Genomic DNA, 19,513 nt, shown 5'->3' with positions numbered 1-19,513 from the left:
TTTCATTGCCGTCTGTGCGACCCAGTCTGCTTTAGCTGACGGATAATAAAAAATCAACTTCCCATTTTTGACTTTAGTCAAACAATACTATATTTACCAAAACAACAATGCTGTTTCATGTCCTATGTAAAAATTTGGGTTCATGTAGTGTTTTCCACAAAGAACCGATTTCCTTTTCTTACCAAAGATATTCGATATGAAATATTTAATCATATCATTGAAAATTGCCGTGAAAAAGACATTTTCCTACAAGCAATTAATGGTTATACAGAGCATATTCATTGCTTAATTTCTCTGGGTAAAGACCAATCAATCGCTGCTATTGCAAAACTCATTAAAGGCGAATCATCATTTTGGATAAATAAACAACAGTTAACAAAACAGAAATTTTCTTGGCAAGATGATTACTTTGCAGTTTCGGTGAGTGAGTCACAAGTTGAGAAAGTTGTGAGCTATATTAAAAATCAGGAGATTCACCACGCTAAGAAATCTTTCGATGAAGAAGTCGAAGAGTTTATGCAAAAGTATGGCTGGCAGATTATTAAAGATGATAAATAACAAAAATGGCAAATCTAAATCAAGATTTGCCATTTTCTATTATACATTTATTCAAAATTCTTATCTAAAATCATCTTCGTCGTCATCGCCGAAGTTCATCTTATTGGGGTCGAACATACTATCCAATAAATCTTTGAATTGCAGACCTGTATCTAAATTTTGCTTGCTGATTAATGAATATTCAGCCAAACCATGAAGAGCAAATTCCATCATAAAAAGTTTGTCATCTTCGCCCAAACGTTCGTGGTAGCCTTCTACCAATTCCTCCAAGCCTTCAATTGTTTTTAGTCTTGCACGGTATTCTCGGTCGGTGAGGTCATTCGTGAAATCAATTACATTGCCTTCGCCAAACCAATTGGATACTTGTTGGAATGGATTTTTACCCGATTTCTTTTTCTTTACCGCTTCTGGATTCGGGAAATATTTCAAAAATTCCGTTCGCATGGCTTTCCCGATAAGGCTTTGAGCCACATAAACTGGGCCTTCAACTTCTCCTTCGTAAACCAATTCTATTTTTCCGTTGATGGCCGCAATCGCTCCGTAAATATCTGATACTCTTGCGTTTACGTTTTTCTCACCGTTAATCAACGAACGTCTTTCGGCCGAACTTAATAAATTTTCATAAGCCGAAATTGTCATACGAGCCGAAACCCCACTTTTGGCATCGACATATTCGCTTTGGCGAGCTTCAACCGCAATTTGCTCAACCAAATCTTTCAGAATATCATTAACAACGATTTTCTTCTGACCATCTTTAATGATAGCTTCTTGTTCGGTAATCTTACGTCCGATTTCGATAGATTTCGGGTAGTGAGTCACAATCTGGCTATCAATACGGTCCTTGAGTGGCGTTACGATACTTCCACGGTTGGTATAATCTTCGGGGTTTGCCGTGAATACAAATTGAATATCAAGCGGCATACGAAGTTTAAAACCACGAATCTGAATGTCGCCTTCTTGTAAAATATTGAACAATGAAACCTGAATACGAGCCTGTAAATCGGGCAATTCGTTAATCACAAAAATACAACGGTGCGAGCGTGGAATCATTCCGAAGTGAATCACACGTTCGTCAGAATAAGGTAAGCGTAATGTAGCCGCTTTGATTGGGTCAACATCACCGATTAAGTCGGCAATCGAAACATCAGGCGTTGCCAATTTTTCATTGTAACGTTCGTCACGGTGAAGCCATGCAACAGGCGTATTATCTCCTTTTTCGGCAATCAAATCTTTGGCAAATCGTGAAAGTGGTTCGAGTGGGTCGTCGTTGAGTTCAGAACCTTCTACGATTGGCACGTATTCGTCTAAAAGATTGACCATCAGGCGAGCAATACGGGTTTTTGCTTGTCCACGTAAACCCAGTAAGTTGATGTGGTGCATCGAAAGAATCGCTTTTTCAACATCAGGAATAACGGTGTCTTCGTATCCCCAAATTCCAGGAAAAACCGATTCTTTATTTTTAAGCTTCTCAACTAAATTATCACGAAGTTCTTGTTTGATGGATTTTGGGCGGTAGCCGCTGGCTTTTAATTCGCCAAGTGTTTTTATTTTTAAAATATTCTTATCGAATGCCATGTATTTAATGGATAATGTAGAATTGAAAATGAATAATGAGCTTCTTCTGAATAACGGTTTTTCGGAAGAAATGGTTTGAGAGTTTGTACGACAATTTTCCAAATTGTCTGCTGATGCGGAGGGATTAGGTAATTTGTCGTACGAAAATCTTTAAAACACAAAAGCCATTTAAGCTGTATTTAGTGCTTAAATGGCTTTTATAAAATCTTTATTTTTAACTACACTGCCCCAAAATTACCCAAATAATTACGAAAACGATGATGGTTCCGAAGCAGCCTCCGCCGAGTTTTTTTGCTCCATAACCTGCGATTAATCCTCTAAATAAGTTGTTCATGGTAGTGAAATTTAGTTGTGAAAAGATGAATTATAAAATCAATGGGGTGAAGTTAGTCAAATTTTCGTCAAAAACAACAAATTTAGCAGGAAAGCCTTCGGCAATTTGTCCGATTTCGGTATCAATACCCAAAGCTTTTGCAGGGCGAATAGTTGCCATTTTGATGGCTTCTTCGAGCGAAATTCCTACTTTTTCAACGGCATTTTTCACGCAATCGGCCATCGAAATGGCTGCTCCTGCCAGATTTCCTTCCGAGTTTCGGTACTGACCATTTTCGAGGTAAGCATCAAATTCTTCCCATTGAAATTGTTTTACCTTTTCACCCACAAAAAGAGCATCCGAAATCAAGAAAAGCTTATCTTGTTTGATTTTATAGGCAATGCGAGCAGCGGCATAGTCACAATGAAAACCATCTAAAATGATGGGTGCATACACTTCTGGGCTATCAAACGTTGCACCCACAACACCCGGCTCACGATGTCCCATTTGAGTCATGGCGTTGTAGAGATGCGTGCAAAGAGTAATGCCTTGATTATAAGCTTGTTTTGCTTGTTTGTAGGTAGCGTTTGAATGCCCAAGTGAGATTTTTATGCCGCTTTCGAGCAGCATATCAATTTGTTCGGGCGTAAAATTTTCGGCAGCGATAGTCATTAATTTGATGATTCCTTTGCCGTATTTGATAATTTCTTCTAACTCACTATTAGTTGGTTTTTTGATATATCGAGCCAAATGAGCTCCACGTTTGGCAAGATTCAAAAATGGTCCTTCGAGGTGCATTCCGAGTACGCCAGAATTCGGGTTTTTCTCTAAAAAACTGCGAGTTGCTTCAATGCCTTTCAGAATATTTTCGAGTGGAGAAGTTATGAGCGTAGGCAGTACATGTGTAGTACCAAGCTTTAAGCTCGACTCATAGATATCTTCGATGGTTTCTTCGTTGGCGTGTTGGGTAAAATAAAACTTTTCGCCACCGTTAATGTGCGTATCTACAAAGCCTGCTGATATATGTTTGCCTGCCAAGTCTATGGTTTTTGCGTCAGAGTGGAACGCCACCCGCCTGTGGTCAGACGTTGAAATTCTACCATTTTCGATAATAACTGATTGATTTTGAAGGACCTCAGTGCCTGTGTGAACAGTGGCGTTTGTGATGATGGTTTGCATAAAAAACTTGCTCGGGTTGAGCGAGCAAGTTAAGAAAAATGTTTTTAAAATATATAAGCTTAATTATTATTACTGCCTGCTGAGTTGTTTTTAGATTTACTGTCTTTAGAGAAAATTTGGTAACCAATTCCAATAGATAACCATGGTTTACGGTTGTAAATCCAATTTGTTTTCACATAGTCAGCAGCTGTTAGTCTGTCAAATCCACCAAATATACCAAATTGGAAAGAGTGGTTTTCTAAGACCGTACCAATCGCAAAGGTTGCAGCTGCTAAGTCGCTAGGTTGTTTAATTTTACCTTTTGAAGATAGACTATCAACCGTAACTGCTGAAATTCCACAATTTACAAGAAAATGTAAATAAGTAGGATTGTATTTAGATAGCCTCCATTTAAATCCGCCAGATAAACCAAGAGAAAAGTCCTTTGAAAAAGTTTTTGGGCTTCCTCTATATTTTAATGGTAAAACGACTAAGCCAGCTGACCAATCTCTATTCCTTTTATACACAGGAATTGCATAATTTTTGAAATCATCTTCGCTCACAATGAATATTTTTTTATTGTCGATTTTTTCGATTTTCATTTGTGGCAAACTGCTATCTTTATAGTTAAAACTTGTTTGGTAGCCCATATCGTCATTTTGCCATTTCCAAAAGAGTATTTTATATCCGGTGACATCTTTTGAAAGCAGTGTAAATGTACTTTGACTTGGTGCATATTTAACATCTGCAGCATTCTCTGCATTTGTTACTTTAACGGGTATTTTAAATTCATAGAAAAAAGTTTCATCATAGGACTGAAAGTTTTGGGCATAAGCCATGCAATGAGATATTAAAATAATCAGTGTAATTCGGAAATAATTTGATTTAGTTTTCATGAAATGTAAAGTTTTAGAAGGTTATATACCATTTTATTTAATTATAAATTTGAATTTAGGGCCGAGACTAACTTCAACCTTCTTCTGGCAACTTTTAATGCAGTTCCGTTTTTTAATGTAATAGTTGCACTCTTTCCCTTTTTGTGAATCTCTGAAATGAAATTAGGATTTAACAAATAAGATTTGTGTACTCTTATAAAATTTGAAAGGTGTTTATCATTAGCATATTTCTTGAGCGTAAATGATGAAACCATCTTTTTTCCATTTTTCAGATGAAAAATAGTGTAATTAATGTCAGCTTCGAGATACGTTATCTCATTGTTTTCGGGAGTTTTGAGAGGGGTCATAAAGGCTATATATTTTAGGAGTTTGAGCGAAAATAAATTAAACAAGTTGCCAACGATGGGCAAAATTGACAATGCTCGCAACATTGCGAGCGTTGAGTTTTCGGGTGATATTCTTTCGATAAGTATCAACCGTAAATTCACTTACGCATAGCTTTTCTGCGATTTCGGCTGATAAAAATTCGAGAGCAATAAGCCTGATTACTTCTAATTCACGAGTGGTGAGTGAGTAGCGAGCCACGAGTTCGTGCTGGTATTCGGTAGTAAGGCCTCCAAAAAGAGATTCTTTGGCAAGTTTGATTTTCAGTCCATTATAGACTTTATTGATACATTCGATGAGGTATGTCTGATTGCTACATTTTGAGACAAAACAATCAGCAAGAGCTGAGATTTTTTTTAGACAGGAAGCGGCTATCGAATCGTGTAAAATCAAGATTTTACCAGTGTAAATATCTTTTAGTCTTTTTTGAAGAGTTAAATCTCCCTGAAAGAAAAAATTGGCATCAATGATTAGAACATCAGAAAGAGATTTTGGAAGAGCATTAATTAAATCCCGATTATTGTTGGCAATACCGACAATCTGGAAGTTATCGGATAGAGACAACATCATCGACAATCCCTCTGCAAAGAGTTGATAACTATCAGCAAGGAAAAGTTTAACTTTAGGGTTCATAGCAACAGGAGTTTTGAGCATCGAAGTAACGATACAAATATCCGTTAAGCTACGCTACGGTTCAATACTGCCTTGCCATGATTTTATCTACTGTCTGGACAGTAGATTGTTAGAAAATGTTTGATTTTTTAGATAAATTCAAGTATTTTCAAAAGTCAATTGCCGAACCCTACCATGAAACGACTGCTACTACTTTTATTACTACTTATTTCAAATCTAATTTTTGCTCAACAACAAAGAAAACTTGATAGTTTAAAGGCTATTTTGGCCAAACTGCCAGTTGAAGGAAAATCCTTATCAACTGACACAATGAGAGTGAAGTTACTTTGTGAGATGGGGGAGATACTAATATCAAAAGATACATCAGTATTAATTTTTACTAAGGCGATCGATATTTCTCGAACTATCGATTGGACTTATGGTTTAGTTTTGTCTCAAAATCTCTACGGGAAAAAATTAAAAAAACAGAATAATTTCTTCAAAGCGGAAGAGTTTTTTTTTAAATCTTTGACCCTATCAACTAAAAATAATTTTATTGCTCAGAAAGCATATTCACTCCAAAATATTGGCGATATTTATAGTATTTCAAAAAAACCAAGCGTTGCTTTAGGGTATTATCAGGAAGCACTAAAAATGTATAAATCAATCAATAATAAAAATGGAGTTCTTCTGTGTTATAATAATATGGGGATTGCTTACACCCGACTTAATGATTTTGTAAAAGCATTAGATACCCATAATTATTGTTTGAATTTAAGTATAGAGTACATAAATCGCCATTTCATGGGGCTATCACATCATAATATTGCTAATATAAACAGGCTGCAACAAAATTATGAAGTAGCTAAAGCAAGTTATGAGAAAGCAATCGAAATTTATTTATCAGTTGGAGATACTGAGCTTGAACAACTCGCATCTGCCTATACAGGTTTGGCTGAAATATTTTTAAATCAAAAAAATATGGTACTTGCCAAGAAATTTGCGTTTTTGGCCATTAATACAAATAATTCAGCTCTTACATCAACTTTTATCAAAGCAAATGATGTATTACTGAAAATATACAGAGAAGATGGTGATTATATGAATGCTTATCTTATTAGTGAGAAGATTAGAGTTAAGCAAGATAGTTTGAATAATATCGAGAATGAAAGGCGACTTGCAAGTGCGAAGTTTGAGTATGACCTCAATATAAAATCAGAAGAATTAAATCTTCAAAAAGAACGGCAAAAATGGTATTTAGGGATTGGACTTGCTGTATTGCTTATTTCATTGGTTGTTATAAGGGGTAATATTATTTTAAATAAAAAGAATAGATTAATTGAGGCTCAAAATGGTGAAATTGAACTTTTAAATTCTTCCTTAGAAAAGAAAGTTGAAGTACGTACAGCAGAATTGAAAGATGCAAACATTGAGTTATTAAGAAAAAATAAAGAAATTGTTGAAGCTCTTTTCAAGGGTAAAAAAATTGAAAGACAAAGGGTTGCGAGCGAACTTCACGATAATTTAGGGAGTACTTTATCGGCATTAAAGTGGCGTTTGGATGCTTTAAATATGGAAAATTTAAACCCAAAAGAGCAGAAGTTGTATAAAAGTATTCAAGACATGATGAGTGATGCTTACTCAGAAGTCAGATTAATCTCTCATAATCTTATGCCAACACAACTTCAAGAAAAAGGGTTGATTGGTGCTTTACAAAATTTTATCAGTGAAATAAGTTCAAATACTAAATTTGTGATTGATTTCGAAAGTAATTTAAATGCTTCGATTCTTGATGATAAAATTTCGCTTGAAATTTATAGTATCTGCATGGAGTTACTCAATAATGTCTTAAAACATTCAAAAGGTTCAGAGGCAAAACTTAGTATTTTAACTGACGACGATAGTTTAATAATTGAGGTGTTTGATAATGGGATTGGAATTGATATGAATAAAATTGAAAATTCTTCTATGGGTATCAACAATATCAATGCAAGGGTAAAATCGCTCAATGGAAAATTTGAAATTAAAAATCAATTTTCTGGAGGAACACAAGTTAGGGTTGTTTTTGATTATGAATTGTTAGAGAATTTTAGAGATGGGGTTGTTGAATCATAAAGTTGTAGTAAAAAATAACCAACCCCAGCAATACCATCATATAAACCAGGATTATAAAAATCATGGCCAAATTGAGTCGGTGGGAAATGCCCGTAATTGAGGTATTTTTCGATAATATAGTCTGCTATTTTTTGAGGCTCATCAAATCTAAAAGTCGTATTTAAATGACCCTTACTGACGAGTCGTTTAATTAGATAGACAATTTCTAAAAGTCCCAATATTCCGTATTCGTATTCTTGGGTATCTTGGTTATAAGACATGAAATTGCATATATTGCTGTCTTTTGTATGGATAAATACGTAGTTTAGACAAAAATGCTTGATTAAAATATCTATTTTCAATACTGCCTCAATTTTAATATCACCCCCGCCAGCAATCAAGAAATCTAATATTTCTAATCGATATTCAAGTAATTGTATAGCTTTCGAAGTACTCAATTTATCAATATTTTGGTTTTCAGAAATCAGTTGTGTTTCCAGTAGTTTATGGTAGGTTCCTAAATCATCAATATTACTTTTATATTTGAGTTTTACCAGACAAAACAATATTTTAGTGGTATTTACAGCACCTTTTTCTTGTGCGTAAATTAGACATCCTATTAGTTGTTGCTTTATATTATAGTCAAGTTTTTTTATGAATAAGTCACATTTTAAGATTCCAATGATTTCCTCAAGTTCTTTATCAATGAGTGTGTAATTAGCTTTTTCTATATAAAGCTCAATTTTTTTGATAAATATCTGAGCGATTTCATCTATTTTTTTACATATTTTCTTTCCTAAGATTCGGTCAGGTGAGTCGGGTAATGTATTGATATATGAAAGAGAAGAGTAAATACCAGCTAACCCCAAATAAAAATCTTGACTTTTATTTGAAGTGATTTGAGCATTTAATAAACTTCTTATTATACCATCACGCATTTCTATAAAAAAACTATCTGGATTATATACACAGAGTTGGGTATAAAACTTAGCAATTCCAGCCAATCCATCAAACAGACTGCCATTACAAATTACTGCCCGAATAGATTTTTTTTGAAAAGTAGCTTTTGTCCAAGTGCATTTTTCTCCCTTTGTATCCCAGATAGCTTGATTTGCTAACTGATTGGCGATTGATTCTGCGTGGTATAATTTTGACTTATCAAGTTTCCAACTTACTAAAGTTGTCTGTGAAAAGTTAATTTTTTTTAAGTCTTTTGGTAGAATTGATTTAGGTTTTAAATGAAAATTTTCAAAATCATATTCGATATCTATGATATCTATAACCTCTTGAGTAGTAGGAAGTTTTTTATTAGAAATAAGATAGTTGATTACTACACTTGTAACATAGTTTATCCTCGACTGTCCAAAACTATCATTATTATTAGGGTCGGAGGGTTCTTCGGCAAAGCCTATTCCTGGCCATAATTCATGAGTAAACATGGGTGTTTCATGCCTTAAAGAGGGTTTCTCCAAAACATCAATTATTTTTAAGGCTCGTAAGAGTCCACGTTTTTCAACATAAAGCACAATACTATCTGCCCTGCAAAACTTTATTTGTTTATAAAAAAGTTTAAAGTAAAAACTTACTTTTGCCTCGTTCAACTGCAAAAGTAAAGCATGAACAAACTCTAATAGTTTCTCATAAGATAAAACTTGGGCATCTACATTGAAATAAAACCTAACTACATCATCAACATCATTTGGGTAAGTTTTTCCGTAAAAATAAGCCCAGTCCGAATCTTTTCTAAACTGGAATCCCGAGTTTTCAAAGATATTGATGAGTGAGCCTTTCTTTAATTCCTCGTATGGTTTATTGAGCGTAATGCCATTGCGGTTAAATCTTTTCGTTACGAAACCTTTGTGTGCTTGAATCACATCACTGTTTTTTACTTCCTTATCAACAATCCAATTTTCGTTGAGTGCCGCAGGATTTACACGTTTACTAATCTCCCACAGTTCGCTCGCAAAAACAGCATTGTTCGATTCATTTATGGTTTCTCTTAGTTCGGCTTTGAAAGTATATAAGTGAGCGTACCAATAGCTTCCTATTTTGGCAATTAATTCCTCTTTTTTTTCAGTAATTGAGGCTTTTTCCTTAAAACTCTTACCATAATTTATCAAACCTGTAGTTGAATCGAATTTTACATTTGCCAATAAAATTCCGAGATTTTTCTCATTAAGTTCATATTGGGTTAATCGATTATTCATAATTCTTCAAAAGCTATGTTTAGATTCGATACTTTTTGGGCTTTTTTATCATCGAAACTTCCTTCGGTTACACTTCTCTGGATTCGCTTTAACTTCGCAAGTAGAATGTATTTTTCAAGCAAGGACTTATCGCTGTCAGAAGTAACGATTTTTGATTTTAGGATTTCATTAAATTCCTGAAACTCTTGTGAAGGAAATGAGTACTCAACATCACTGATTAACCAAGCATAGTCCCACAATGGATTACCAAATTGAGCAAATTCATAATCTAAAAAGTATAATTCTCCTTCTGTATAGACAACATTTCTTAGTGAAAAATCGCCATGAATAAGTGCTTTATAGCCAGTTTCCTTACCCCATTTTTTATATTCCTCATTAATGAATTGTTTGAATGGTTCTCCAATGATTAACCAAAATTGCTGTATGAGCGAACTACTGACTTTGGGTTCTGGAACTGAAATCGGAAATGCTAAATTTAAACCCGAAACTGGAATGTTTTTTTCTGCATAATTATGCACTTCATTAATTTTAGAAAATATCCTATCGGCTACAGAATTGAAATTTAGACTCTTGTTTTTACCTGTTTTTTGCTGAATATCTTTCAAGACTGTAAAAAAGTTATCGCCGTTTACATATTTTCTAACGTATATTAGTTTTTCTTCATCAATAGATGTCTTTAAAGTTTCGATACAATTTTGGGAACTATTCAATATGAGTTTTTCTTCAAAAATACAAGTCAGATAAGCATCTTTTTTGAGAGCTAACTTTTGTTCTTCCGCAATTTTATAGGCTTGTTTTACTACTCTACCATCATTTATTGTATCACCATTTTCATTTCTGAATCTAATCAAAAATGTACTATTCAATGATTCTTCCTGACGAGCCTCAACAAGATTATCGAAAATCCTGTCTTCGTCAATAAAGCCATTCGAATACAGATAATAAATTACGTTTTGTAGTGTAAGTATCATGTTTTAGTTTTTCAGCCGATGATTACACCATTGTCGATAGGTCTTTGAGTGGATGCTCCTGAGCATACAGGAGGCAAAACCTGTGATGAAGACTCTTCTTGACCATCAATTGTTATTATCATTTCTTTAACAGTTTGAGCTATTGGAGTGAATATATAATTACCACTTTTCACGTAGGTCACCCTTCTTATTTCTGTTTTTTTTGCAAGGCAAAGGTTGATTACTTTAATATTATTCTCGTTGCTTTCAACCAAGGTTTCGATACCATCAGTTTCCCACGAGTTATTGAGAATATAAACAAAGTGAGTACTCGTAGGCTTTTCTGTTTGTGGATTAATATATTTTTCGATAAATCCTTTAACTGGCCCAATAGACGAAGGCTCACGCTCTTGTTGTGGGGCGAAAGTCAATCTCAACCATTTGTTGCCATCATTAAGCATCGGATTTGCTTTTTCTGCGTCAGTAAGTTCAAAAAGTGCTACTCCTTTAAGTTGCACGTGGGTCCCTGCATCAATTAAAGCTCTAATTTCAGGCTTTGTAGTGAAGACGTTTTTCTTTTTGTCAATAACATTGGCTTTGTTCACAAATCCCATTTTAGGTATAAATTTTAATTGTTAAAAAATCACTTCAAAAATCCATTTTTCATAGCCCAACGCATCAGCCCCAGTGCAGAGTTTACACCTACTTTCTTCATCAAATTGCGGCGATGAGTTTCAACAGTCGTGACGTTGATGAAAATTCGTTCGGCAATTTCGGCGTTGCTTAGGTCTTGTATGACGAGCTGCATGACTTCAATTTCTCGTGGTGTAAGAGGTATATTTTCTGAAACCTCGTCTTTTCCACTTGGGGTGTTTTGATTGGGTAACTGAGCCAATCGCATTACTACCGCTTCACTAAAATATTTTTGGCCGTTTGCCACTGTTTTTAGAGCAAGTTCAAGTTCTTTTCGTTCGGTTCGCTTCATGATATAGCCGTCAACCCCCGCAACCAGAGCTTCTTTGATAACCGCAGGTTCTTCCGACATCGTTAGTAGCATCACTCGCACCTTCGAGTATTTCTCTCGTACTCTGATGGTAGTTTCAATACCGTTCATGAGCGGCATGTGCAAATCGGCCAGTACAATATCTACTTCGTTGGTTTCCAAAAATGTTAGTACCTGCCAACCATTGTTGGCTGTGCCTACAACCTCAATGCCATCCATTGTATCAATCAAAATACTCAGACTTTCGGCTACAATTACATGGTCATCGGCAATCAGAACTCTAATCATAAAGTTTGGTGAACCATAAATTACTTTACAATTCGGCTATGCTTAATTTGGGATAATTTTTTGAGAAATGTGTGGGTAAAACGGTCAATGAAACAAAACCTGTAGGACTGGGACATCTTTATGAGGTTAGGTTGAAGCTTATTGTTTGATTCTGCTATACTATAAAAAACCTTCTTCAAAAACAAACACTTTAGTTTTATTTTTACTCTGCTACAAAAGTATGGTACTGATTACGTATAAAAAATACCTACTTGTAGTGAATTTTCGATTCCGACGTATAAAATACCGTGCTATGATTGTCTATAAAATCGAAAAAACCTTACCCACTAATATTTTGCTTGTTTTTTCAATTCCGTTTATTATCTTTGGTTTTCGTCAATAAAAACCAAAGATAATTATGTTGAGTCGTGTCGCCAATTCAATTTATTGGATTAATCGTTATATTGAGCGAGCCGAAAACTATGCCCGTTTCGTAAGCGTAAACCTTAATCTAACCCTCGATGCTCCCGGAATCATGACCGCCCAGTGGGAGCCGCTTCTCATCGCTACGGCCGATAACTATGGTTTTTTTGAGCATTATTCAGTAGCCGACCGTGATACTGTAATTGATTACATGACCTTCGATAAACGTAATCCGAATTCGATTTATAGTTGTTTGGCCAACGCCCGTGAGAATGCCCGCACCATACGTGAGAGCATCACAAAGGAAATGTGGGAGCACATTAATATTTTTTACCTCAAAATCTCAGAAACTCAGTCGGCAAGAAACTGGGAAGTTGAACAATTATTGCAGTTTTTTGATGAAATCAAGGAAGGTTGCCAGCTTTTCTTCGGTATTATTGACTCGACAGTCACTCGCAATGAAGGTTTTCATTTTGGGCGTTTAGGGCGTTTGTTAGAGCGTGCTGATAAAATTTCTCGCTTCTTGGATGTGCGTTATTTCACACTTCTCCCTGACGACCAAGCGATAGGTTCGCCGCAAGAATTGCTTATCTGGACATCGGTGCTAAAATCGGTGAGTGCTTTTAATATGTATCGCCAACAGCATAGAGTAATAAACCCTTCGCATATTGTTGAATTTTTGGTTTTAGATAAAAGTTTTCCTCGCTCAATTTTTTATTGTGTACGTCAGGCAGAGCTTTCTTTGTACCAGATTTCAGGTCGTGATTTGACCAGCGGTTATTCAAATTTGGCTGAAAAAGAACTTACTCGTTTACGACATGAAATCGAATTTACGGAAGTGAGTGATATTTTCGATAAAGGTCTTCACCCGTATTTGGATGAGTTTCAGATAAAAAATAATAAAGCAGCGGCCGAAATTTTCAATACTTATTTCGACCTAAAACCTGTTGAAGCATAAAATCGAAAAGAATTAAGGACAACTGAGAATTTTAAGTATGAGACAGATATAATCGACAAATCTGTGAATGATTAAATGGCTGTATATAAGCTCATTATCTCTCTGTGGACTTGTCGACTATTGACTGTGAACTACTTAATTCTCAATTATCAATTAAAAAGAATGACTTTTTGTCTTGGAGTAAAAGTAGCTAAAGGAATTGTAGCCATTGCCGATACTCGCATTACATCAGGAAGCGAGGTTTCGAGCAATAAAAAAGTTTTCGTGCATCAGTCGCAGCATCATTCGTTGTTTATCATGACTTCGGGCTTACGTTCGGTGCGTGATAAAGCCATTACTTATTTCAAAGAAGTTTTGGAAGAACAAGATACCAAGTTCGATAAGTTATACAAAGCCGTAAATGCCTTTGGCGATATGGTGAAGCGTGTGGCTGCCGAAGATAAGGCCTCGCTGCGAGAAGCTGGTTTGTCGTTCAACTTGTCGGCCGTCATTGGTGGGCAACTCGAAAAAGACGACGAGCACAAACTGTATATGTTGTATCCCGAAGGAAATTGGATTGAAGTAACCGAAGGTTCGCCGTTTATCATCATTGGTCAACCAAATTATGGAAAACCAATTTTGTATCGAAACCTAAAGTACAATACTTCATTGCAGGAAGTATTGAAACTCGGCTTTTTGGCATTTGATTCCACTCGTGTGAGTGCCAATGATGTCGATTTTCCGATTGATGTGATTTTGTGTGAAAAAGATAGCTTTAAAATCAACGAGCAACGTTACGAAAAAGCCGATTTAGAACAGATTTCGTATCAATGGAATGCCTTGTTGAATGCTTCTGTGCAGAAACTCCCAACCGATTGGATGGAACCAATTTTCTCGAAATCGCTTGAAATTTAAGTTGAAATATTCACAAGTTTAGTTTATCACGGAGGTTGCAAATGTATAAGTTTTCATAGAGTTTTCTCTGTGGAACTTCGTGCTGTACTGTGTCTCCGTGGTAAATTCACAAATCATTTTTAAGATTAATTCTTCCCATCTCACTCAACAAAAATGATTTTAAACGTCGAACATACCCTTTATTACAGCTATTCCAACTCAGTTTCGCTTACGCCTCATACAATCTATCTTACGCCAAAAGCTTCGCCCAATCAGGAAATTGTGTCTTTTCAGCTTGAAATTTTACCAACTCCCAACATTCTTTATAAAAATATTGATGTGGAAGGCAATGCTCAATCGGTGGCGTTTTTTAATACACCAACTGATCGACTGAGTTTTCGGGCGAAGGTTGAAATTGTTTCGGAAGAAGTAAATCCATTTCATTTTATTTATTATCCATTTGGAGCCGAAACACTGCCGTTTAAATATCCCGACAAAGAATTGGCACTTTTACAGCCTTATTTGACCGACGAAGGCATAACAACGCTTATCGACCAGTTTGCTCGACAAATTGCGGCCGAAGCCAATTGGAAAACAACCGATTTTCTGACCCGCATTTCAAAATATATCCGATATAATTTTTTGTATGAAAAACGCCTTGAAGGTGCTGCTCACTCGCCCGAAACGACTCTGATTTCTCGAAAAGGCACTTGCCGAGACTACGCCGTTTTGATGATTGCGGCCTGCAAAGCACTCGGTTTAGCAGCTCGATTTGTGAGTGGCTACTGCTACGGAAGCGAGCTACAAGCCCACGAACTTCATGCGTGGGTAGAGGTTTATTTACCAGGTGCAGGTTGGCGAGGTTTCGACCCAACCGAAGGCCGAATTACTGATTTTCACTATATTGCATTGGCTTCTTCGGCCCAAGCAGAGTTGATAAATCCGATTCGAGGTGGTTTCAGAGGAAATGCCGTTTCGTCATTAAATGCTTTTGTTGATATTCGACAGAAATAAAAAATCAGAATTTTTATTTACTTTAGCAGAAAAATGGCGTTTCTGCCTGAATTAGTATCGGTAATTAAAAACAATTAGTTTCAAAAGGAATGATTTGTTGAATATACAAACAACTGATAATAAGCAATTTTCGATACAGTTGACTGTCGCAAGTTGACCGTGGACTATTAACACTAACATCACTAAAATAACCTAAACTAATTACCAAATCTTTGATTATGGGCATCAAGAACAGACTAATTGTAATGAATTTTCTCCAGTTTTTTATTTGGGCGTGTTGGCTCATTACGATTGGAGCGTACTGGTTTCAAAATAAAGGTTGGTCAGGGGCTGAATTTGGAGCTATTTTTTCGACGATGGGAATTGCCTCATTGTTTATGCCAACCCTCGCTGGTATCATTGCCGATAAATACATCAACGCCGAACGACTTTATGCTATTTTGCATTTGCTCGGAGCTTTGGTATTGGTTTATATTCCACAAGTCGATAATCCGAATGATTTCTTTTGGGCAATTTTGCTTTGTGTGATATTCTATATGCCTACTTTGGCACTTTCTAATTCAATCGCTTATACGATTCTGAAAAACAATAATACCACTGACCTCGTGAAGGATTTTCCACCGATTAGGGTTTGGGGAACTGTCGGTTTTGTGGTGGCTTTGTGGGTGATTAGCCTTACTCACAACGAAACTTCAGCCAATCAATTTTATATTGCAGCGGCTTCGGCCGTGGTATTGGCAATTTACTCGCTTACTTTACCTAAATGCCCGCCTTTGGCAGGTACACCTGATAAAAGAAGTTTTATCGAGATATTGGGTTTAGATGCATTTAAGTTATTTAAAGACCCGAAAATTGCGATTTTCTTCATTTTTGCGATGTTCTTAGGGGCTTCTTTGCAGCTAACCAATGCTTATGGAGATACATTCTTGCATGATTTTGCCAATGTAGATATTTACAAAGATTCGATTGCCGTAAAATATCCTGCCATTATTATGTCAATCTCGCAGATTTCTGAGACGCTCTTTATCTTGGCGATTCCATTCTTTTTGAAGCGTTTTGGTATCAAGCAAGTAATGCTAATCAGTATGGTTGCGTGGGTATTGCGTTTCGGGCTTTTTGCTTATGGTAATCCAAGCGATGGCCTTTGGATGATTATTTTATCGTGTATCGTTTATGGAATGGCCTTCGATTTCTTCAATATTTCGGGTTCGTTATTTATTGAAACTTACACTGACCCTAAAATTCGTTCGTCGGCTCAAGGTTTGTTTATGATGATGGTAAATGGTTTTGGAGCAGTTTCGGGAAGTTTGATTAGCGGATTCGTGATTCAGAAATACTTCACATTGGCCGATGGTACAAAAACTTGGACTGGTATTTGGCTTACGTTTGCTATTTATTCATTAGTTGTAGCCATACTTTTCGCTATCTTATTCAAGCACAAGCATGAAGAAGGAGTAGAGGTGAAAGGACACTAATAATGAATTTTGAATGATAGAATGAATGAGTGATAGAATAAATGTATGTTTTATTATTCATTCATTCTATCATTCACTCACTCAAAATTATTTCTCCGCTCTATAATACATCGTTGAGCAGTTTTCTTTTCTGAATATTCTTTTTGCCATTGCTTGTAAACTTTGTGGGTTTACCTTAGCAATCTTTTCGGCATCATCATTGCACCAATCGGCGTTGCCTGCATTGGCAGCAAAAGCCAAATTCATAGCACGGTTCAATAGTTCTACTTCGGCAAAGGCCAATGTTGATTCCGCTTGGTTTTTTACTTTCTGTAATTCGTTTTCAGCCAAAGTATTATCTCGCAACTCGGCAACCACTTCTTCAATGGCCGCATCTGCTTCTTCGAGGCTAATACCTTCGTTGAGGTTTCCTTGAATCATCAATAAACCTGGGTCGAGTGAGGCCGTTACATAACCCGACACATTATTGAAAAGTTGCTTTTCTTTCACCAATTTAGTGTACAGTCTCGACGATTTTCCACGACCTAAAATATCACTCAATAAATCGGCATCATAAAACTGCTCATCGAACCTTCCCGGCATATTATATGCTTTGTAAATAGCATTTAAAGGCACTTTTGCCGAAGTTTCTAAGAATTTTGGGGCTGTTTGTGGGGCTTCCTGTGGCAGATTTCGCACGTATTTTTCGCCTGCCGGAATTGGTTCAAACCATTTCGTACAGAGGTCTTTTACTTGCTCTGCTGTTACATCACCCGCAACTACCAAAATTGCATTATTTGGTAAATAATATTTGTAGAAAAAGTGCTTCACATCGTCCATGGTGGCTTCTTCGATATGGCTGATTTCTTTGCCAATCGTTGCCCAACGGTAAGGGTGTTTTTCGTAAATCAACGGACGAAGTTTCAACCAAACATCACCATAAGGTTGATTCAGATAACGTTGCTTAAACTCCTCGATTACTACTTTTCGTTGTACTTCCAGCACTTTTGGGTCGAACGAAAGACTCATCATGCGGTCAGATTCGAGCCAGAACGCAGTTTCGATATTCTGAGCGGGAAGCGTGATATAATAATTAGTAATATCTGGCGAAGTAAAAGCATTATTTTCGCCACCTACTTTTTGCAGAGGTTCGTCGTAAGACGGGATATTTTTTGAGCCACCAAACATCAAATGCTCAAAAAGGTGAGCAAAACCTGTTTTATTTTCATCTTCGTCACGTGAGCCGACATTATATAAAATATTAAATGCCGCCATTGGGGTTGTATGGTCTTCGTGGACGTAAACTTCTAAGCCGTTTTTTAAAGTAAAATGTTGGTAGTTAATCATCAGAACGCAAAGTGCAAAGCACGATTAAAAATTTAGAATGAAAATGATTATTTTTATTCTTCGTACGAAAATGTACGAACCACAAAGTTAAAACATCTTTCCGAAAGCAAAAGTTTATCCTTACTTTTGCCAAAAAGAAATCTGTAATTTATGAATATAAGAATAGGGCAAGGTTATGATGTACACCAACTCGGCGAAGGCTATGATTTATGGTTAGGTGGCGTAAAGATTCCGCACACAGTTGGTTCGGTTGGTCATTCGGATGCTGATGTGCTGTTGCACGCCATGTGCGATGCACTTTTGGGAGCAGCAGCCATGGGCGATATTGGTAAACACTTTAAAAATACCGACCCACGTTGGAAAGGCATCGACAGCAAGATTTTATTGAAAATCGTAGTAGAAATGCTTGAAAAAGAAGGTTATAAAATCGGGAATATCGACTCAACGGTTTGCTTGCAAGAACCAAAAATCGGCAAATATATTCCAGAAATGATAAAAGCGATTTCGGAAGTAACGGGCCTACCCGAAAACTGCATCTCCATCAAAGCCACAACCACCGAAGAAATGGGTTTTGTTGGTCGAAAAGAAGGTTTAGATGCTCATGCCATTGCATTGATTTATAAGTGACAAAACGTCTGTACCGCAGGTCTGACGTGTTTAAGGAAGTCTTCGCTCAAAGCGAAGACTTCCTTTTTTTGTCGTTACATCGCCAATTTCAAGTAGATTGTCGAAAACACCGAATTGACCATATGAGTTTAGCGGTTTTTCATTAAATTGCATAAAACATTTTCATAATTTCGCTCAAACGTTAGACCTGTGGTGCCGACGTTTGTAAAAACCTACCATTATTTAATGAAAAAACTTGCTTTTACGGTCGGTGCAATGCTGACTATCAGTTCTCTACAAGCCCAACAAATCAAAATTGGTGATAATGCTGGCACAGTAACATTCGAAGAATATGAGCCAAAATCAACGCTTGTAGTTCCTGGAAAACCCATCACCCGTGCCAAATTTCCATTCATAGATGTGCATAATCATCAATGGGAAATGAACTCGAAAGAAAATCTTACAAAGCTCATTACCGAAATGGATAAAATGAATATGGGATTGATGGTAAATCTTAGCGGACGTGGATTTAATCAGGATGAAGCTAAAAGTACAGCTGGGCTGACGGGCATGATTGGAGCTGTGAAAGAAAATTACCCAACTCGTTTTGCGGTTTTTACAAATATTGATTTCTCGAAAATTAGCGAACCAGATTGGACAGCCAAAGCCGTAAAAACGCTCGAAGAAGATGTAAAATTGCGTGGAGCAAAAGGCTTGAAAATTTATAAAAGTCTTGGTTTTAGCGTAAAAGATAACGGTAAACTCGTGCCAGTTGATGATGCTCGCATCGACCCGATTTGGGCAAAAGCTGGCGAATTGGG

18 protein-coding genes are annotated in these 19,513 nt (G+C 36.4%); 8 read left to right on the top strand and 10 right to left on the bottom strand.

Annotation, left to right across the window (positions count from 1 at the left end; translation table 11 throughout):
• The first annotated feature begins 117 nt into the window (after nt 1–117).
• Nucleotides 118–558 carry an IS200/IS605 family transposase gene (tnpA, locus tag ACOVO2_RS14600; RefSeq protein ID WP_421770688.1) on the top strand — a complete coding sequence of 147 codons (441 nt, stop codon included), beginning with the start codon at nt 118–120 and terminating at the stop codon, nt 556–558.
• A 60-nt stretch (nt 559–618) separates the two neighbouring features.
• Here the strand turns inward: tnpA and ACOVO2_RS14595 are convergent, their stop codons facing one another.
• The 5 genes from ACOVO2_RS14595 to ACOVO2_RS14575 form a co-directional block, all read right to left on the bottom strand.
• The gene (locus ACOVO2_RS14595) at nt 619–2,133 is read right to left on the bottom strand and encodes a magnesium chelatase (protein WP_421770687.1); all 1,515 of its coding nucleotides are present in this window, start codon (nt 2,131–2,133) and stop codon (nt 619–621) included.
• 364 nt (nt 2,134–2,497) lie between these two features.
• Nucleotides 2,498–3,625: an N-acetylglucosamine-6-phosphate deacetylase gene (nagA, locus tag ACOVO2_RS14590; protein WP_421770686.1), complete on the bottom strand. Its 1,128-nt coding sequence runs from the start codon at nt 3,623–3,625 to the stop codon at nt 2,498–2,500.
• A 59-nt stretch (nt 3,626–3,684) separates the two neighbouring features.
• Complete coding sequence (locus ACOVO2_RS14585; RefSeq protein ID WP_421770685.1) at nt 3,685–4,500, bottom strand: hypothetical protein; 816 nt, start codon at nt 4,498–4,500, stop codon at nt 3,685–3,687.
• 41 nt (nt 4,501–4,541) lie between these two features.
• A complete protein-coding gene (locus ACOVO2_RS14580) occupies nt 4,542–4,847 on the bottom strand; it encodes a LytR/AlgR family response regulator transcription factor (RefSeq protein ID WP_421770684.1) in 306 nt (101 codons plus the stop codon).
• Between the two features lie 37 nt (nt 4,848–4,884).
• Nucleotides 4,885–5,517, bottom strand: a complete 633-nt coding sequence (locus ACOVO2_RS14575) for a response regulator transcription factor (protein ID WP_421770683.1) — start codon at nt 5,515–5,517, stop codon at nt 4,885–4,887.
• Nucleotides 5,518–5,691: 174 nt separating this feature from the next.
• On the opposite strand from ACOVO2_RS14575, the gene ACOVO2_RS14570 reads away from it, so the two are divergent.
• Nucleotides 5,692–7,611 (top strand): tetratricopeptide repeat-containing sensor histidine kinase, encoded by a 1,920-nt coding sequence (locus ACOVO2_RS14570; protein ID WP_421770682.1) that lies wholly within the window; start codon nt 5,692–5,694, stop codon nt 7,609–7,611.
• Here ACOVO2_RS14570 and ACOVO2_RS14565 read toward each other — a convergent pair.
• Genes ACOVO2_RS14565 through ACOVO2_RS14550 form a run of 4 tightly spaced genes read right to left on the bottom strand, consistent with a single transcriptional unit; the run spans nt 7,566 to nt 12,038 of the window.
• Complete coding sequence (locus ACOVO2_RS14565) at nt 7,566–9,797, bottom strand: T3SS effector HopA1 family protein (protein WP_421770681.1); 2,232 nt, start codon at nt 9,795–9,797, stop codon at nt 7,566–7,568. The two genes, ACOVO2_RS14570 and ACOVO2_RS14565, sit on opposite strands and share 46 nt — an antisense overlap.
• Nucleotides 9,794–10,768 carry a phosphotransferase family protein gene (locus ACOVO2_RS14560; protein WP_421770680.1) on the bottom strand — a complete coding sequence of 325 codons (975 nt, stop codon included), beginning with the start codon at nt 10,766–10,768 and terminating at the stop codon, nt 9,794–9,796. The genes ACOVO2_RS14565 and ACOVO2_RS14560 overlap by 4 nt, the downstream gene beginning before the upstream one ends.
• Before the next feature lie 11 nt (nt 10,769–10,779).
• Nucleotides 10,780–11,361, bottom strand: coding sequence for a hypothetical protein (locus ACOVO2_RS14555; RefSeq protein ID WP_421770679.1), 582 nt, complete (start codon nt 11,359–11,361; stop codon nt 10,780–10,782).
• Between the two features lie 29 nt (nt 11,362–11,390).
• A complete protein-coding gene (locus tag ACOVO2_RS14550) occupies nt 11,391–12,038 on the bottom strand; it encodes a response regulator (protein WP_421770678.1) in 648 nt (215 codons plus the stop codon).
• 397 nt (nt 12,039–12,435) lie between these two features.
• On the opposite strand from ACOVO2_RS14550, the gene ACOVO2_RS14545 reads away from it, so the two are divergent.
• The 4 genes from ACOVO2_RS14545 (at nt 12,436) to ACOVO2_RS14530 (ending at nt 16,760) form a co-directional block, all read left to right on the top strand.
• Entirely contained in the window at nt 12,436–13,398 is a 963-nt protein-coding gene (locus tag ACOVO2_RS14545; RefSeq protein WP_421770677.1) for an alpha-E domain-containing protein, read from the top strand.
• 162 nt (nt 13,399–13,560) lie between these two features.
• Nucleotides 13,561–14,292: a peptidase gene (locus ACOVO2_RS14540; protein WP_421770676.1), complete on the top strand. Its 732-nt coding sequence runs from the start codon at nt 13,561–13,563 to the stop codon at nt 14,290–14,292.
• Between the two features lie 153 nt (nt 14,293–14,445).
• Nucleotides 14,446–15,285, top strand: coding sequence for a transglutaminase family protein (locus ACOVO2_RS14535; protein ID WP_421770675.1), 840 nt, complete (start codon nt 14,446–14,448; stop codon nt 15,283–15,285).
• Nucleotides 15,286–15,503: 218 nt separating this feature from the next.
• Nucleotides 15,504–16,760 (top strand): nucleoside permease, encoded by a 1,257-nt coding sequence (locus tag ACOVO2_RS14530; RefSeq protein ID WP_421770674.1) that lies wholly within the window; start codon nt 15,504–15,506, stop codon nt 16,758–16,760.
• 87 nt (nt 16,761–16,847) lie between these two features.
• On the opposite strand, the gene ACOVO2_RS14525 is transcribed toward ACOVO2_RS14530, so the two are convergent.
• The gene (locus ACOVO2_RS14525) at nt 16,848–18,086 is read right to left on the bottom strand and encodes a M16 family metallopeptidase (RefSeq protein WP_421770673.1); all 1,239 of its coding nucleotides are present in this window, start codon (nt 18,084–18,086) and stop codon (nt 16,848–16,850) included.
• Nucleotides 18,087–18,236: 150 nt separating this feature from the next.
• On the opposite strand from ACOVO2_RS14525, the gene ispF reads away from it, so the two are divergent.
• Nucleotides 18,237–18,713, top strand: coding sequence for a 2-C-methyl-D-erythritol 2,4-cyclodiphosphate synthase (gene ispF, locus ACOVO2_RS14520; RefSeq protein ID WP_188767680.1), 477 nt, complete (start codon nt 18,237–18,239; stop codon nt 18,711–18,713).
• Nucleotides 18,714–18,938: 225 nt separating this feature from the next.
• The coding region (locus ACOVO2_RS14515; RefSeq protein WP_421770672.1) for an amidohydrolase family protein at nt 18,939–19,513 on the top strand (575 nt) is incomplete at its 3' end.

Origin of the sequence: Emticicia sp. (assembly GCF_049241225.1) — a bacterium.
Lineage (GTDB): Bacteria > Bacteroidota > Bacteroidia > Cytophagales > Spirosomataceae > Emticicia.
Note: the sequence above shows the minus strand (reverse complement) of the source record. Positions and strands in the feature narration are given on the sequence as shown.